Source organism: Planktothrix rubescens CCAP 1459/22, from assembly GCA_904830895.1.
GTDB classification, from domain to species: domain Bacteria; phylum Cyanobacteriota; class Cyanobacteriia; order Cyanobacteriales; family Microcoleaceae; genus Planktothrix; species Planktothrix agardhii.
In genome coordinates, this window is the sequence record LR882958.1 from 1,640,764 (window position 1) to 1,657,712 (window position 16,949).

Here is a 16,949-nt window from a genome sequence, read left to right on the forward strand (position 1 = left end):
TTTTAATAATATGACAGAAAACACCCAGAATAATAGCCCTGAACAGCCAGAAAAATTTTTTGTGGTAGCCATCGGTGCATCAGCCGGAGGTTTACAACCTTTAGAAGAATTTTTTACCAACTTACCGAATAATCCCGGTGCAGCTTTTGTAATTTTGCAACATCTTTCTCCCGATTTTCCTAGTTTGATGCCAGAATTAATTCAAAGACGCACCTCCTTAGAAGTTGAACAAATAAAAGATGGGGCACAATTACATCCTAATCATATCTATGTATTGCCCCCGCGTCACACTTTAACAGTCGAAAAAGATTACTTACGATTAGAACAACATCTTGCCGAGCGGGTAAATGATCCAATCAATATTTTCTTCAAATCCCTCGCCGCGCAATGGGGAGAAAAAGTGATCGGAATCGTGCTATCTGGAACTGGAAACGATGGCACAGAAGGATTACAAGCTATTAGTCAAAAAGGCGGAATTACCCTAGTTCAATCCCCAGAAACCGCCCAATTCACCAGTATGCCAAGTAGTGCCATACCTTGTGATTGCTTGGATGGGATTTTATCCCCGCAGGATTTAGCCCAGGCGGTTTATAGTTTAGTCGGCTATTCCCTCAACTATCCCATTTCTCAGGTCAAAGCCGGAGATTTAATTCCCGTCGAACAATTTGAACAAATCCTGAGTATTTTATCCAAATACGAAAAGATTAATTTTTGTCAATACAAAATTAGTACCCTAAGTCGTCGGATTCTGAATCGTTGTGGCATCAACCAATCCCCGGATTTGACTCAGTATATTGTCTTATTAAACCAATCAGAAACCGAAAGAAAATTACTCCGTCAAGATTTATTAATTAGTGTCACCCAATTCTTTAGAGATCCTCCCGCCTGGGAATTAATGGAACAGCAGGTTTTACCGGAGTTAATCGAATCTTTAGAACCTCAAGAACAACTCCGAGTCTGGGTTCCCGCCTGTGCCACCGGAGAAGAAGCCTATTCCTTAGCCATATTAATTGATGAAGCAATTCAGGCGACTAATAAACAGGTCAGCGTCAAAATGTTTGCCACTGACCTCGATAGTAAAGCCCTGGAAGTAGCCTCTCAAGGAACGTATAACGAAAGCATTAAAAATAATATTACTCCTGAACGTTTAGAGAAATACTTTACCTGTAAATCCGGCTCCTATCAAGTCAAACGGCATTTACGCGAGATGTTAATTATTGCCCCCCATGATTTAACTATAAATGCGGGTTTTTCTAAAATGAATTTGATTAGTTGCCGGAATGTGCTGATTTATATGCAGCCTCTACTTCAGCAACAAGTATTACGCTTACTGCATTTTTCTTTAGCTTCCCAAGGGATTTTGTTTTTAGGAAATGCCGAAACCTTGGGAGACATAGAAACAGAATTTATTCATATCAATCAAAGATGGAAAATCTTCCGCAAACACCGAGAAGTTCAACTGAGTTTAATGCCGCCCGTATCCCAGCTACCACTAATAGCTCCAGTCACGACACCACCCGCCTCTAATCGCAATATTTTTAAGTATGAACGGATTTTAGATTCAGTTTTTAATCTTTGTTTTGCAGAACAACGTCTGACCTGTGTATTAATCAATCAAGACTTCCAATTGCTGCATATTTTTCATAATGGTGCAGATTTGCTATCCTTTTCCACGGGAAAGGCTAAATTAGATATCACGGAACTGGTTCCCATTCCTTTAAAATTACCCCTGAGAACAGCTATTCACCGTGCTAAACGGGAACAACAAAATATTTTATATACGGGAATTAATTTGTTTAGAAATGGGGTGAATGAGACCTTAAATTTAAAGATAGCATTTCCCAATAAATACCCAATCATTAATGAATTTATGTTGGTTTTATTGGAGGTAAAAACAACATTAGAAAACAAATCCAATCAAATTGAGTTTCAGGTTGATATTGAAACCGTTAAACAAATCACTGAATTAGAATATGAACTGCAACAAACCCGAGAAAATTTACAAGCGACTATTGAAGAATTAGAAACAACCAATGAAGAACAACAGGCTACCAATGAGGAATTACTGGCTTCTAATGAAGAATTGCAAAGTACCAATGAGGAATTGCAGTCGGTAAATGAAGAACTTTATACCGTTAATTCAGAATATCAGATTAAAATTCAACAACTCACCGAACTAACCAGCGATATTGATAATTTACTTCGCAGTACCGATATCGGAGTCATCTTTCTGGATAATGATCTGAATATTAGAAAATTTACCCCGACGACCAGTAATATTATTAATATTCTTCCCACTGATATTAACCGCCCCCTAACCCATTTTACCCATAATTTAGACTGTCCTAACTTAGTTGAAATTTTATCGAATTTTGTGGTATCTCAAATTCCCCTAGAATTAGAAGTGATCAACCAAAAGACTCAAGAACAACTCTTGATGCGAGTGCACACCTATAAAGGGGAAAATAATAACAATGATGGAGTTGTTGTTACCTTTGTCAATATTAATCAGTTAAAAAAATTTCAAAATCAACTCCAAACCAGTAACAATTGGTTAGACAATATTTATATTAATAGCCCCGTGGGATTATGTTTACTGGATCAAAATCTAAAATTTGTTAAAGTTAATGAAAACTTCGCCAAGATTAATAATTTGTCCGCAGTAGAACATATTGGCAAAACCGGACAGGAGTTATTTCCTGAATGGGCAAATATTTATGAACCTTTGATGCGTCAACTCTTAGAAACGGGTGAAACTCTGAGAAATGTAGAATTTAAAACCCTAACTCCGGTGTTTTTACAAACTCGATATTGGATCGGTAGTCTTTATCCAGTTTTATTAGAAAATGGACAGTCTGGAGTCGGGGGAGTAATTACAGAAATTACAGAAGAAAAAGAGACTCAAAAAGAGGGAAAAAGAGCAAAAGATCGCCTAGAAGAAGCTCAAAGTATTTCCCATCTGGGAAATTGGGAATTGAATCTCCAAACTCAAAAAATGCGCTGTTCCAAGGAATTATTTAAGATTATTAGTTTTGATTTTAATTTAGGAGAACCCACCTTAGCCCAGTTAATTACTTGCATTCATGTTGAGGATAAGGCTAGATTTTTAGAGGCTTTAGAACAACTCAAAACCCAAGGGATTGCTTATGATATAGATATAAAAATTATTCGTTGTCATGATGGGGAAATTCGGCATATTAATGCTATTGGGAAGCCCGGTTATAATCAAGAGAATCAGATCACAAATATTTATGGAACAATGCTAGATATTAGCGATCGCAAACAAGCCGAAATCGCCCTATCCAAAGCCAAGGAAGGCGCGGAAGCTGGAACCAAAGCTAAAGGTGATTTTCTAGCTAATATGAGTCACGAAATCCGTACCCCGATGAATGGCGTGATTGGGATCATTCAACTTTTATTAATGACCGATCTTTCCCCGGAACAAAAAAAATTAGTTGATATGATTCGGGATAGTGGGAATCTGCTCCTAACTATTATTAATGATATTCTTAACTTATCAAAAATTGAATCGGGGAATTTTGAACTAGAAGAACATCCTTTTGTTTTAAGAACTGTCGTCCAGTCGATCTTTGATCTCCTCCAGAGAGAAATTTTAGATAAAAAAATTGACTTCACCTATTCGATTGATCCTGATATTCCTGATGGTTTTTTAGGAGACAGTGATCGATTGAGACAAATCTTCTTAAATTTATTAGGAAATGCGGTTAAATTTACTGACAATAGCAGTATTTCTATTCAGATCATCGGTCAACCTATTTCCGAGCAGAAATATGAGTTAATTATCTCAATTCAAGATCAAGGAATTGGGATTGATTCCGATAAAATCAATCATCTATTTCAACCCTTTAACCAAGCAGATACCTCTATTAATCGTAAATATGGCGGTACGGGTTTAGGATTAGTAATTAGTAAAAATTTAGTGAATTTAATGTCAGGAACAATTTGGGTGGAAAGTCAGGGGAATATTGGCGGAAATCCTCCCCCAGATTTTTTCCTAGATCCTGAAGAACCTCAAACCCAAGGTTCAACCTTTTATTTTACCCTACAATTAAAACTCGCTTCTGAGAGCGAAATTAACTTACTAACAAATCCCCCTCTACCTCAAATCAAAAAAATTTATGATCAATCGCAATTAAAAATTTTGATCGCCGATGATGATGAGATTAATCAAGAATTTGGATTATTACTGCTGAAAACTTTTGGCTATGATGCTGATATTGCTAACAATGGATTAGAAGTATTAGAATTGTTAAAAAAACAATCCTATGATATAATATTAATGGATATGCAAATGCCGGAAATGGATGGTTTAACCGCCACCAAAATGATTCGTGAATCTTCCCAAACTCAACCCTGGATTATTGCGGTTACGGCTAATGTTTTGGAGCGCGATCGTCAAAAATGTTTAGAAGTAGGAATGAATGATTATCTGAGTAAACCGATCATGATTGAAGATTTTAATCATGCTATTTCTAAATATTTAGGATCACTGATTTAAGAGGATTTCACGGATTTCACGGATTTTAATTTGTGTTAATCTAAAATATCCCAGAAAATCGAAGAAAGCTGATTCTAAATTCTGCCAAATCGTTGTAAACCGATCATGATTGAAGATTTTAATCATGCTATTTCTAAATATTTAGGATCACTGATTTAAGAGGATTTCACGGATTTCACGGATTTTAATTTGTGTTAATCTAAAATATCCCAGAAAATCGAAGCACGCTGATTCTAAACTCCGCCAAATCTTTCAATTGGCCAAAAACGAAAGACGGCGCGACCAATAATATTTTCCTTGGGAAGAAAACCCCAAACATGGGAATCATTACTATCGTTGCGATTATCTCCCATGACAAAATAGGAATTATCAGGAACTTTTACCGGGGATAATTGATAATGGGGTTCTTCAGCAATATAACGTTCAAATTGGGGTTCATTATCAATATAAACCCGACCATTTTTAACTTCAATGATTTGACCCGGTTTACCAATAATTCGTTTAATAAAGGCTTGATCAGCCCCATAGCCAATTTCTTGTAATTGCGAAGGAGGAGTAAAAACAATAATATCGCCAAATTGGGGAGAGTTTAAATAATAGGATACTTTTTCTATGACTAAGCGATCATTTATTTCTAAGGTCGGAAACATCGAATCTGAAGGAATAAATCGAGGTTCAGCCACAAAAGTTCTAATTAATAATGATAATCCCAGGGCGATCGCTAAAATTACAATATTCTCTCGGATTTGATTCCAGAGACTTTTTTCAGGAATAGTAGGTTGTGGCTTTTGAATAGCTGGTTTTTCCATGGTTTTAATGTCTAGTATTTTTATCTATAAAAACAAATTAAGAATTAAGAATCATAGCGGAATTACGATTCTTAATTCTCAATTATTAATCCCTTAAATTTCAGGGATAAATTGTTAATTCTCATGGGAGGATTTATGATGAAAACGGATTCCCAAAAAGACATCATAGAGGAAACCCCAAAAGTCTTTTTTTCCTTCTAATATTCCCAAGGTTTGGGGAGAACCTTTTTCATCTAACAGGGGCTTCATAAATTCATAGGTTGGCTTATAATAATACCAAGGAATAGACGGCCACAAATGATGAATCAGATGGTAATTTTGCCCCAAAATTAACAGATTTAAAACCGAACCCGGATACACCCTAGCATTTTTCCAGCGACCGCGTTCTTGAAACGGACGATGGGGTAAATAATCAAAGAATAAACCCAAAGCTATGCCCACAACCAAAGCCGGACAAAACCAGAAATTCAGAATATAGCCGAGGAAGTCATAATGAATAGAGATCGCAACAATAGTCACTACAAATAAGCGACTCAAAAACCATTCCAAAAGCTCATATTTTTTCCAAAGTCGGCGCTTGAAAAAAAACACTTCATGGTAAAAGAAACGTGCCGCAATCAACCACAAGGGGCCACCTGTGGAAACAAAATGATCCGGATCATTGTCTGGATCATTAACATGGCAATGATGTTGGATATGCACCCGTGTAAATACGGGAAAAGCGAACCCTAACATCAAAGCACTACCGTGTCCTAATACCGAATTCAAAATCCGGTTTTTGTGGGCAGAATTATGGGATGCGTCATGGATCACTGTCCCCGAAAGGTGCAGCGCCAAAACATTAATCAAAAAACAACACCAATCTGGCCAACCCCAAAGCCAGTATCCCAATGTGGAACAGATCACCATTACTACCGCACCGAAAAACATCAGTAGCGTGGTGTTAAAACCATCCTCTGCGGCGAGGTATTCCTTGGGGACTGTCAGTGGCTTGCTTGCCTCCGACATTACAGTTTGCACTCCTTGAAGTTTCACACCTGAGTATTTTATGAGAAAAGTAACAAATTGTAAAGATTTATAAAATCACTAAACCCGAACGTAATTGCCTAAAATACCACAATTTTATCCCCAGGAGAAAATATTTATGTCTAGCTTACTACTGCGTAGATCCTTAGTCGGATTTGTTGGTTTATCAATTACCCTATCAATCCTGGGTTCTGCGACCGGGGCTAACGCCAAACCTCGGTGGCCATCTTTACCCAGTTTGACCGATCTGCTGCAACTTCCCCGCAACACAACCCAACCGCCCCAACCGATTCCGGTTCCCCCTACCAATACCACCCAACCGCCAGCCCCCCAACCTCAGCCCACGGATCAAGGCCCCCTAATTCCTCAAGTGGAAGTGGAAACCGGGGACACGGCAATTGCTCGGTTTCGATGTGAAGTAATTGGCGGTCAATATACGGTCATGTATTATCCCGTCAGCCAACCCAATCAAGGCTATGCTTGGGCAGTTCCTAGCAATATGGGGGGCGGATGGACACCGGAACGCCGTTGTGGAGAGATTAGTCGCCGTTTAGAGTCCTATCGTCCCGATGGATTAGCAGAAATCAGCACAGCAATTGAGAATGGTTACAATACCCTCTGCGCCACCACCGAAGATGTTCCCCAATGTCGGATTGTCTTAACCGTGCCCCCTGGGGAAGATCCCCTATTTGTGCGCGATCGCATTTTCCAAAACCTCGTAATTGCCGACAGTGGCCAAAGCACCCAAGGCATCAATACCCTGGTGAATGAAAAAAGTACCGGAGACATCATTCGAGGGGCTTTAGGACGGCCAAGAACTCGTTCTACTGGTATTCCCCTACGTCAATTCCTCGACCCCACCGATGGCGGCACCGGATCACGCTTAAACCCCCGTTATTTTCCTAAATAGATTAAGAGGGAACACCGGAACACCGGAACAGGGGAGGTAAACTCTTTTTATTACCCATTACCCATTACCCATTACCCATTACCCATTACCCATTACCCATTACCCCTTCGTAATTCGTAATTCGTAATTCGTAATTCCTGATCCTGATGTGTCCCTGACATGGTTAAATTCTGTTTATGATCTGTAGAGAGAGACGTGCCGTGGCTCGTCTCTACGGACAATCCCCTAGATCTTTAATTGAGTCATGCAACCGCAAAATCTACTGCATCGAACTAAAATAGTCGCTACAATCGGCCCTGCTACCCAGAAGCCTGAAGTTCTCCGCGCATTGATTGAAGCGGGTGCAACGACTCTGCGCTTAAATTTTTCCCATAATACCCATGAGGATCATCAACGCAGTATTCGGATGATTCGACAAACCGCCTTTGAACTGAATCAACCCGTGGGGATTTTACAAGATCTCCAAGGCCCAAAAATCAGATTAGGGAAATTTGAGACGGGTTCGATTATTCTGAACCGGGATGATCAGTTTATTCTCACCAGTGAAGACGTGGTGGGAACCCAAGAAATGTCCTCTGTGACCTATAAACCTTTAGCCGATGAAGTCCCAAATGGGGCGGTGATTCTCCTCGATGACGGTAAAGTGGAAATGGTCGTAGAGAAAGTCGAACCATCAAAAGGACGCTTATATTGTCGTGTGGTTGTAGGCGGGACTCTTTCTAATAGTAAAGGGGTGAATTTTCCTGGGGTTTATCTCTCCATTAAAGCCATGACCGAAAAAGACCGCAAGGACTTAATGTTTGGTTTAGACCAAGGGGTTGATTGGGTGGCTTTAAGTTTCGTCAGAAATCCCCAGGACGTCTTAGAAATTAAAGAATTAATTGCGAGTGCGGGTAAGGATGTTCCCGTGATTGCCAAAATTGAAAAACACGAAGCCATTGAACAAATGGAAGAAATTCTGGCTTTGTGTAATGGGGTGATGGTGGCCCGGGGTGATTTAGGGGTGGAACTTCCGGCCGAGGATGTGCCGATTTTACAAAAACGGTTAATTATCACCGCTAACCGTATGGGAATTCCGGTAATTACCGCGACTCAGATGTTAGATAGCATGGTGAATAATCCCCGACCGACCCGGGCGGAAATTTCCGATGTGGCTAATGCGATTTTAGATGGTACCGATGCGGTGATGCTCTCCAATGAAACCGCCGTGGGTAACTATCCGGTGGAAGCGGTGGCGACCATGGCCCGGATTGCGGTGCGGATTGAACAGGAGGGGGCGACCCGCAATGTTTCTAAAGTAGAAGATACCGGACGTTCTATTCCTAATGCCATTAGTCAGGCGGTAGCACAAATTTCTCACCAGTTGAACGCGGCGGCGATTATGACCTTAACTAAAACTGGGTCTACGGCTCGGAATGTCTCGAAGTTCCGACCCCAAACCCCGATTTTAGCGATTACCCCCCACGTGGAAGTAGCCCGACAGTTGAGTTTAGTTTGGGGGGTGAAACCACTATTGGTTTTGGATTTACCTTCGGCTGACCAAACATTTCAAGCTGCTGTGAATGTGGCTAGGGAAAAAAATCTCCTGGCCGATGGAGATTTGGTTGTGACCACGGCGGGAACTCTACAGGGGGTTGCCGGATCTACGGATTTGATTAAGGTAGAAGTGGTGACGGCTGCTTTGGGGAAGGGAACGGCCGTGGGTCAGGGCTGCGTGACTGGACGGGCGCGGGTTGCCCGTAGTGCTGGAGAGTTGGCTGATTTTAACCCTGGGGAAATTTTGGTCACGGTTCAAACCAGTGCCGATTTTGTGGATGTGATGCGAAAGGCGGGGGGTGTGGTCACCGAAGCCGATAGTTTGACCAGTCACGCGGCGGTAATTGGTTTACGGTTAGGAGTCCCTGTGATTGTTGGGGTAAATAATGCCACCCGCTTAATTCGAGATGGGGTGATTCTGACCTTAGATATGGAGCGCGGGATTGTATATTCGGGAGCCAACAGTGGTTCGGGGACTGAAAATATCTGAAGTAGTTTCCCTTTTCTATTAGATTGATTAAGATTAGATTTTTTCAAAAAAATTAGCGATCGCCGGATGATAAAATCATTCGTTGATCGCTAATTTTTTATTCTTTCTGACCCAACTTTGAAACAAATTATTCCTAACGGTCAACCGAACCCATAATAATATCGATACTACCGAGAATGGCTACCAAGTCAGCGATTTTTTCCCCTCGAACTAATTCTGAGAGAATGGGTAAATTGCAGAAATCCGCCGCCCGAATTTTGAACCGCCAGGGAAAGACATTATCATCTCCAATGATATAAATACCTAGTTCCCCTTTGCCACTTTCAATTCTTACATAATGTTCCCCTTTAGGAATTTTGAAAGTGGGGGCGATTTTCTTACCAATAAACTGATAATCAAAACCATTCCATTCGGATTTTGGCCCGGCCATCATCCGTTGGGCTTCTAAATTTTCGTAGGGGCCGCCGGGAAGGGCTTCGAGGGCTTGATACAGAATTTTGAGGGATTCTCGCATTTCTCGAATCCGCACAAAATAGCGGGCTAAACAGTCTCCTCCCGTGTCCCACTGCACATCCCAGTCCAACTCGTCGTAACATTCGTAGTGGTCAACTTTGCGTAAATCCCACTTCACCCCAGAGGCGCGTAACATTGGGCCGGATAATCCCCAGTTAATCGCCTGTTCCCGGGTAATAGTCCCTAAACCCTCAATCCGACGTCGGAAAATCGGGTTATTGCTAATTAAGCGTTCGTACTCGTCAATTTTTGGCCCGAAATAATCGCAAAAATCTCGACATTTCTGCACCCAACCATAGGGTAAATCGGCTGCTACTCCCCCAATCCGAAAATAGTTATTATTCACCATTCGGTATCCGGTAGCCGCTTCCCAGAGGTCATAAATGAGTTCCCGTTCTCGGAAAATGTAGAAAAAGGGTGTTTGGGCGCCGACGTCGGCCAGGAATGGGCCAAGCCATAATAGGTGATTAGCAATGCGGTTGAGTTCGAGCATAATCACCCGAATATATTGCGCCCGTTTGGGGACGGTGACTCCAGCCAATCGTTCCGGGCCATTCACCGTCACCGCTTCGTTGAACATTCCAGCGGCGTAGTCCCATCGGCTAACATAGGGGACATACATGACAACGCTACGACTTTCGGCGATTTTTTCCATACCGCGATGCAGATACCCAATCACGGGTTCACAGTCCACCACATCTTCCCCATCCAGGGTGACAATTAACCGTAAGACCCCGTGCATGGAGGGATGGTGTGGCCCCATGTTCAAGACCATCGGTTCTGTGCGGGTTTCAATTCTACTCATACTTTTCTCGGTGTTCCCTAACGCGGATTTATGGCTTTTTGGGGATTTTTGTTCTAATTATAGGATATATGATTAGGTTGTTGGCGATCGCAATGTTGTATTCTATATTTTATTAAGGTATCGTTTTAACTCCACATTCATCAGGAGTCTAGTATGCACTTACTACGAGTTCAAGTTCCTAATTTTAGGGCTTTAAATCAAGTAGATATTACCTTTGAAAAAGATTTCTTTCCTCAAATTTTTCCGCTAGGAAGTCAGAATGGAGGGGGGAAAAGTACACTCTTACAGTTGATTTTTACCCTTCTCCACTGTTCTGCTTCTGACGAGAGAACGATTTTTTTACAAAATTTACTTCATAGATTCAATCCTAATCAGTCATCAGAGAAAACTATTTTAGCTATCTTCGATATTTGGGACGGTTCTAAGATCCACACTATCGAGTTTTTTTCTCATCAAACCATTGATGCAATAAATGCCAAAATAAATTCCAAGGATTACAACAAAAAACTGCCGATTTCTATTTCTTCTAAAAATAATCGTTTTTTACGACTACCTATTGAATCAATAAGCAGGCTGCTAGATGACTGGGAACGAGAAAATTTATTGTTTATTTGTACTTATTCTTCAACTAAAGATCAATTAGTTAAAGACAAATCATTACTTTGTAAAATAGGGAATTTGTCTTCTAATGAAGCTAGATTTTTTTTGGATAAGTTGTCAAGAAAAGTATTTCTTGCTTCTCATATAACACAAGATTTTCTATTTATGAATGGAGAATATAGAAAGTTATTTTCTGAAAAAAAAGATGATTATGAAAAAAAAGACTGTTCTAACATAAATTCCTTAAAAACAAAAATCCCAGGTTTTTTTACTTATGATTTTCTCGCAGTAGATCTGGTAAATCAATTATTTATAGATGCTAGAAACAAAGATGGAAATGCAATAAAAGATAGAGAAGACAGTAATTACTATGAAACTTTATTGAAGCAGGATATAAATTCAATTTTGATTAATAAAAAAATCTATTTTTCTCCAGATTTAAACCAAATAACCTTTAAATTAGATAAACAGGGTCAAGAAGTAGACCTATATCCCGAAGATCTTAGTCGTGGCGAATTAAAAAGACTCAGTATTTATGTTTGGCTAAAACATAATGAAATAAAAGATGCTATTGTTTTAATGGATGAAATTGAAATTACATTACATCCAGACTGGCAATATATAATTATTTCAGATTTAGAAAAATGGGAACCCAGCAACCAATATATTTTAGCAACCCACTCTTACGACTTATGTGAGGCATTAACCCCTGCTCACGTTAAAGCAATTAAGCTGAAATTAATTAAAAATAAAAATTAGTATTGAGTAACATGAGTCTGAACCCAGAGGAATTACAAGAACATTGTAAAATTATTCTTAAATCTAACAGGATTGAAAATAAAATTTTAGTTTTGTGTGAAGGGAAGATTCCCGAACTTGGGGGGAGACGTTCACCGGAAAGCTATAAAGAAATGGAGCGGATACCTGATGCGAACTTTTATAAAGCTTGTATCCCTCAAGGATGGAGTCAATACCGACCTCAATTTTTTAATTGTGGCGATCGCCAAGATGTGATTAATACTTATTTTAGTTTATTAGATTTACATGAACAAAATCCGATTAACTCCTATTTAGACCCTACAAAACTATTTTCTATTGTTGATTTAGACCTTCAATCTAAAGAGATTGGTCATAATTATCAATTTCCAGATACTGAAACCATCTTTTATGACCTTTATCAAGGATTAAAAGTTAATCAGCAAACTGCACCAAAGCATCGAATTTGGGTAACAGGCTTAATTCATAAAGAATCCTATTTTATTATACCTGAATTGCAAGAAACGTTTGATAGTTGTGTGATGCTTCCTGTTCCCCTTTATAAAGGAAACAATCTTTTACTAACAGATATCTATAAAGATATGGCTGAATTAATTAATCAAGATCCTGATTTAAAAAATCATCTGATAACCGCCTGTCAAAGAATCAACTATTGTCCAGGTTTAAACTGTACTGATACCACCGAATTAAAAACTTCATGGATTCAAAAATTTAACTCTACTGAAGATCTAACTTGCAAAAATGAATTAATTTATGCGTTGTTAACCCTAATAAAAGCTAAAAACTTTTGGCGTAAAATTGAACCCCCTCCTGATTGGAGTCGTTCACCAGAAGTTTACAGAGATCAATTACTATTAGAGATAGGAAAATTTTATTCAGAACATAGTGATGCTGAATATCATCTGAGTGTTTTCTTTAAAATTTTATATCAGTTTGTATAAAACGCTATATTGATAATAACCATTCTATAGGAATAATTACATTGTCTGAAATCGAAACAGTGGAAGAAAATACTCAAACCCCCCCTTCGACAGAGCTCAGGACAGGCTTTGTCCATATTCCTGTGTTGAGTCGGGAATTAATTGCGGGGTTAGAAATTTGTGCGGGGGGGGAATATCTGGATGCAACCGTTGGCGGTGGCGGACATAGTTTGTTATTGTTGCAGGCGGGGGAGAATATCCAGTTAACAGTAATTGATCAGGATCAAGAAGCGATCGCCGCCGCCCGGGTTAAATTTGAACAAGCAGATCCTTCTTTCTTGGAAAGAGTGCAGTTTTGGCAAGGGAACTTTACTCAATATAACCCCAAATCCAAACAATTTGATGGAATTATAGCGGATTTAGGGGTGAGTTCCTATCAGTTTGATCAACCAGAAAGAGGGTTTAGTTTTCGCCATACCGCCCCTTTAGATATGCGAATGAATCAACAACAATCTTTAACGGCGGCGGAGATTATTAACCATTGGGATGAGAAGCAATTAGCTGATATTTTTCATCATTATGGGGAAGAAAGATTATCGAGACGAATTGCTAAACGAATTGTAGAAAAACGGCCATTTCAAACTACAACTGATTTAGCTTATGCGATTGGTGGTTGTGTTCCGGCGAGTTATCGTCACGGACGGATTCATCCGGCTACCCGTGTATTTCAAGCATTAAGAATTGCGGTGAATCAAGAGTTAACTTGTTTAGAAAAATTTATAGACCAAGCACAATATTGGTTAAAACCTGGGGGTAGAATTGGGGTGATTAGTTTTCATAGTTTAGAAGATAGAATTGTTAAACATCGGTTTAAAGAGTCTCCTATTTTACAGGTATTAACTAAAAAACCGATTCAACCCCAACCCGATGAACTGAATAATAATCACCGTTCTCGTTCAGCTAAATTAAGATTAGCAGAACGAAAGATAATAGAATAGTCAAGATTATAAACCCTAAAAAAACCTAGATTCTATTGTTGGGGCGAGAAGACCTCGCTTCTACTCTTTTGTGATTTGAGGTAATTTATACAACTCGCTATAGTTGCTATAATACCAAAATTGAGTTAATAGTCTATTTCCGATGCTTATGAACATTCTGAAAAAATATTCTGTATTTATTCTGCTGGTCATGGCGATTTTGATCGCTCCTATTTGGACAATGATCACCTCCGCACAAACCCCTAATACTTTAAAAACTCAAGTCATACAATATCGTCAAGGAGATGCGGTTTTAGAAGGCTATTTAGCTTATGATTCCTCACAAACAGGCAAACGTCCGGGGGTGTTAGTTGTACATGAATGGAAAGGTTTAGATGAATATGCTAAAAGTCGTACAGAACAACTAGCACGTCTGGGTTATGTCGCTTTTGCTGCGGATATTTATGGCAAAGGAATTAGACCCCAAACCGCAGAGGAAGCTAAAACTCAAGCGACCCTTTATCGCAGTAACCGGGCACTATTAAGGGAACGGGTTAATGCTGCTTTAACAGAACTTCGTAAACAACCTCAAACTGATTCTGAAAAGTTAGCCGCTATTGGATATTGTTTCGGAGGAACAACGGTTTTAGAATTGGCAAGAAGTGGTGCAGATATTGATGGGGTGGTGAGTTTTCATGGTGGTTTAGATAGTCCTAATCCCCAGGATGGTAAACGAATTAAAAGCAAAGTTTTAGTCTTACATGGGGCGGATGATCCGTTAGTTTCTCAAGAGGATATTAAGGCATTTGAGCAGGAATTGCGGGAGGGAAATGTAGATTGGCAAATGGTAAATTATGGTGGAACGGTGCATAGTTTTACTAATCCAAAATCGGGGAATGATCCCTCTAAAGGAGTAGCTTATAATCCCGATTCTGATCGTCGTTCTTTTGAAGCAATGAAGGTGTTTTTTCAGGAAATTTTTTAGGGAATGAAGGTAAGATCGCTTTTTTTAAAAGGCGATCGCATCAATTTTCTATGGGATTATATTAAATTAAACCCGCAATAATATTAATACTCATCGCCACAATTACGGTATTAAAGAAAAAGGAAAGAATGCCATGAAATAGCGATAAACGCCTTAATGACCGGGAAGTTATTTGTACATCTGAAACTTGACTGGTCATGCCAATTACAAAAGCAAAATATAAAAAATCCCAGTAGTCAGGCTCTATATCTTCGGGAAAATCTAGTCCTGCTGCTGGAGAATTACTGAGAGTTTTATGGTCTTGATAATATTCATGGGCATAGTGAATCGCAAAAATTGTATGAACCAGTAACCATGATCCAATAATTGTGATCACCGCTAAAATTATATGGGTAATAATTATATTAATATTCTGATCTTTTGTTTCTCTTAATATAAAAGTTATCGCTAATATACTAGCACAGGCAGAAGCCGTAATTAAGCTCAAAATTACTAATCGTCCTTCATCCTGGCTTTGAGCATTGCGGCGCATTGTTTTGGGGATTGCTTGCACCATTAATACCCAAGTTGAGATTAAAAAACAGATCATTCCCGCATTCCATAATGATAGAATCCGAGTGGATAAACTAAACCAAGATGGCAGAAAAAATGATACTATTAAAGAAAATAAAGCCGATAAAATCAGGCGATAGCGAACTTTCCATTGGTGAGAAATCTGAGGTTTGAGCATAAATTTATATCCCAAATTTCATTCATTAAAGTTAAAAGGTTTTGTGATTCCAAATAAACCGAAACTGATGCACTAAATCTTTAAGTTTTTCGGCAATATTAGCGGCTTGAGCGAGGGTATAGGAAATAAAGAATAGGCAATCTTGCCTTTAGTTAAGGTTTGAAACCAACGGCCTCAGAAATTGAATTTAACCCATATTGATCTAATTTTTTTAACAGTCCTGCTAATATGCTTTTTACCATTCCTGGCCCTTCATAAATCCAACCCGTATAGACTTGAATTAAACAAGCTCCTGCTGTAATTTTTTCCCAAGCATCATCGGCGGTAAAAATTCCCCCAACCCCAATAATAGGTAACTGTCCTTGGGTATTTTGATGAATCCAACGAATTACTTCTGTTGATCTTTCTTTTAGGGGTGCACCACTAATTCCTCCCGCTTCTTGGGTAATATAACTTCCGGTTTGGGGTAGCCATTGGGTTTTTAATCCGTCGCGTTTTATGGTAGTATTAGTAGCAATAATTCCGGCTAATTTATGGGTTTGGGATAAATTAACAACATCGGCGATCGCATCCCATTCTAAATCCGGTGCTATTTTAATTAAAATTGGTTTATTATCTGTATTTTCAGTATTTAAAACCGCTATAATTTTACTTAATTGTTCCGCATCTTGGAGCGATCGCAATCCGGGGGTATTAGGAGAAGAAACATTAACCACAAAATAATCCCCATAGTCTTTTAACAGTTTAAAACTCCCTAAATAATCTTCGGCGGCTTCTTCTAAAGGAGTAATTTTAGATTTTCCTAAATTAATTCCGACTGGAATCATAAATTTTTGTTGATGTTTTTCCTCTAACCGTTGCGCCAATATTTCCGCCCCTTGATTATTAAATCCCATGCGATTTAAAATGGCTTCATCCTCAACTAATCTAAATAATCTAGGTTGGGGATTTCCTGGTTGCGGATGGAGGGTAACTGTCCCTAATTCCGTAAATCCAAAACCCAAACTTTGCCAAATTCCAGCAGCAACTCCATCCTTATCAAACCCGGCGGCTAAACCCACGGGATTAGCAAAATTTAAACCCCACAATTGTTGCTGTAAACGGATATCCTGTAAACAGAATGATGGTTTAAGTTGAGATTCTAGCCAATTTAGGGGTGAATTAGACTGATTTTGGTCAATCCAACTCAAGACTTCTAAAGCGCGATGATGGGCCCATTCTGGATCAATTTTGAGTCCATAAAATAAAAGGGGTTTAACGGCGCTGCGGTAAATATCCAAAATAGTCTCCTATGCTTAGGTCTTAATTCCCAGTTTTAAATTTAGTCTATTTTTTGAGCAAAATGGTGAAAT

Annotated in this window: 12 protein-coding genes; 7 read left to right on the forward strand and 5 right to left on the reverse strand. The window is 39.2% G+C overall.

From position 1 onward, the window contains the following. Nucleotides 1–10 precede the first annotated feature (10 nt). The gene (locus NMG86_RS07660) at nt 11–4,519 is read left to right on the forward strand and encodes a chemotaxis protein CheB (protein ID WP_043938786.1); all 4,509 of its coding nucleotides are present in this window, start codon (nt 11–13) and stop codon (nt 4,517–4,519) included. Nucleotides 4,520–4,752: 233 nt separating this feature from the next. Here the strand turns inward: NMG86_RS07660 and lepB are convergent, their stop codons facing one another. Together lepB and crtR are read right to left on the reverse strand one after the other, a co-directional pair. After that, nucleotides 4,753–5,328 (reverse strand): signal peptidase I, encoded by a 576-nt coding sequence (lepB, locus tag NMG86_RS07665; RefSeq protein WP_043938785.1) that lies wholly within the window; start codon nt 5,326–5,328, stop codon nt 4,753–4,755. Between the two features lie 114 nt (nt 5,329–5,442). Then, the gene (crtR, locus tag NMG86_RS07670) at nt 5,443–6,336 is read right to left on the reverse strand and encodes a beta-carotene hydroxylase (protein ID WP_026793443.1); all 894 of its coding nucleotides are present in this window, start codon (nt 6,334–6,336) and stop codon (nt 5,443–5,445) included. 136 nt (nt 6,337–6,472) lie between these two features. On the opposite strand from crtR, the gene NMG86_RS07675 reads away from it, so the two are divergent. Further along, nucleotides 6,473–7,264, forward strand: a complete 792-nt coding sequence (locus NMG86_RS07675; protein ID WP_026787484.1) for a COP23 domain-containing protein — start codon at nt 6,473–6,475, stop codon at nt 7,262–7,264. Nucleotides 7,265–7,508: 244 nt separating this feature from the next. Further along, nucleotides 7,509–9,290, forward strand: coding sequence for a pyruvate kinase (gene pyk, locus NMG86_RS07680; protein WP_026787483.1), 1,782 nt, complete (start codon nt 7,509–7,511; stop codon nt 9,288–9,290). 133 nt (nt 9,291–9,423) lie between these two features. On the opposite strand, the gene NMG86_RS07685 is transcribed toward pyk, so the two are convergent. Next, complete coding sequence (locus NMG86_RS07685; RefSeq protein WP_026787482.1) at nt 9,424–10,608, reverse strand: NAD(P)H-quinone oxidoreductase subunit H; 1,185 nt, start codon at nt 10,606–10,608, stop codon at nt 9,424–9,426. A gap of 153 nt (nt 10,609–10,761) precedes the next feature. On the opposite strand from NMG86_RS07685, the gene NMG86_RS07690 reads away from it, so the two are divergent. The 4 genes from NMG86_RS07690 (at nt 10,762) to NMG86_RS07705 (ending at nt 14,867) form a co-directional block, all read left to right on the forward strand. Next, nucleotides 10,762–11,967, forward strand: a complete 1,206-nt coding sequence (locus tag NMG86_RS07690) for an AAA family ATPase (RefSeq protein ID WP_026787481.1) — start codon at nt 10,762–10,764, stop codon at nt 11,965–11,967. Nucleotides 11,968–11,978: 11 nt separating this feature from the next. Continuing rightward, complete coding sequence (locus NMG86_RS07695) at nt 11,979–12,926, forward strand: hypothetical protein (protein WP_026787480.1); 948 nt, start codon at nt 11,979–11,981, stop codon at nt 12,924–12,926. A gap of 59 nt (nt 12,927–12,985) precedes the next feature. Next, nucleotides 12,986–13,903, forward strand: coding sequence for a 16S rRNA (cytosine(1402)-N(4))-methyltransferase RsmH (rsmH, locus tag NMG86_RS07700; RefSeq protein ID WP_026787479.1), 918 nt, complete (start codon nt 12,986–12,988; stop codon nt 13,901–13,903). A gap of 142 nt (nt 13,904–14,045) precedes the next feature. Next, on the forward strand, nt 14,046–14,867 hold the full coding sequence (locus tag NMG86_RS07705; RefSeq protein WP_043937201.1) for a dienelactone hydrolase family protein: 822 nt from the start codon (nt 14,046–14,048) through the stop codon (nt 14,865–14,867). A gap of 61 nt (nt 14,868–14,928) precedes the next feature. Here NMG86_RS07705 and NMG86_RS07710 read toward each other — a convergent pair whose 3' ends face one another. Next, nucleotides 14,929–15,597: a DUF1345 domain-containing protein gene (locus NMG86_RS07710; protein ID WP_036833872.1), complete on the reverse strand. Its 669-nt coding sequence runs from the start codon at nt 15,595–15,597 to the stop codon at nt 14,929–14,931. Between the two features lie 152 nt (nt 15,598–15,749). After that, nucleotides 15,750–16,877 carry a quinone-dependent dihydroorotate dehydrogenase gene (locus tag NMG86_RS07715; protein WP_026793449.1) on the reverse strand — a complete coding sequence of 376 codons (1,128 nt, stop codon included), beginning with the start codon at nt 16,875–16,877 and terminating at the stop codon, nt 15,750–15,752. Nucleotides 16,878–16,949 lie beyond the last annotated feature (72 nt).

What these genes read in the sequence shown, in the direction of transcription:
- NMG86_RS07690 (WP_026787481.1), top strand. Translation starts at nt 10,762, where the DNA reads ATGCACTTACTACGAGTTCAAGTTCCTAATTTTAGGGCTTTAAATCAA.
- lepB (WP_043938785.1), bottom strand. Translation starts at nt 5,328, where the DNA reads ATGGAAAAACCAGCTATTCAAAAGCCACAACCTACTATTCCTGAAAAA.
- crtR (WP_026793443.1), bottom strand. Translation starts at nt 6,336, where the DNA reads ATGTCGGAGGCAAGCAAGCCACTGACAGTCCCCAAGGAATACCTCGCC.
- NMG86_RS07705 (WP_043937201.1), top strand. Translation starts at nt 14,046, where the DNA reads ATGCTTATGAACATTCTGAAAAAATATTCTGTATTTATTCTGCTGGTC.
- NMG86_RS07675 (WP_026787484.1), top strand. Translation starts at nt 6,473, where the DNA reads ATGTCTAGCTTACTACTGCGTAGATCCTTAGTCGGATTTGTTGGTTTA.
- NMG86_RS07660 (WP_043938786.1), top strand. Translation starts at nt 11, where the DNA reads ATGACAGAAAACACCCAGAATAATAGCCCTGAACAGCCAGAAAAATTT.
- NMG86_RS07685 (WP_026787482.1), bottom strand. Translation starts at nt 10,608, where the DNA reads ATGAGTAGAATTGAAACCCGCACAGAACCGATGGTCTTGAACATGGGG.
- NMG86_RS07710 (WP_036833872.1), bottom strand. Translation starts at nt 15,597, where the DNA reads ATGCTCAAACCTCAGATTTCTCACCAATGGAAAGTTCGCTATCGCCTG.
- pyk (WP_026787483.1), top strand. Translation starts at nt 7,509, where the DNA reads ATGCAACCGCAAAATCTACTGCATCGAACTAAAATAGTCGCTACAATC.
- NMG86_RS07695 (WP_026787480.1), top strand. Translation starts at nt 11,979, where the DNA reads ATGAGTCTGAACCCAGAGGAATTACAAGAACATTGTAAAATTATTCTT.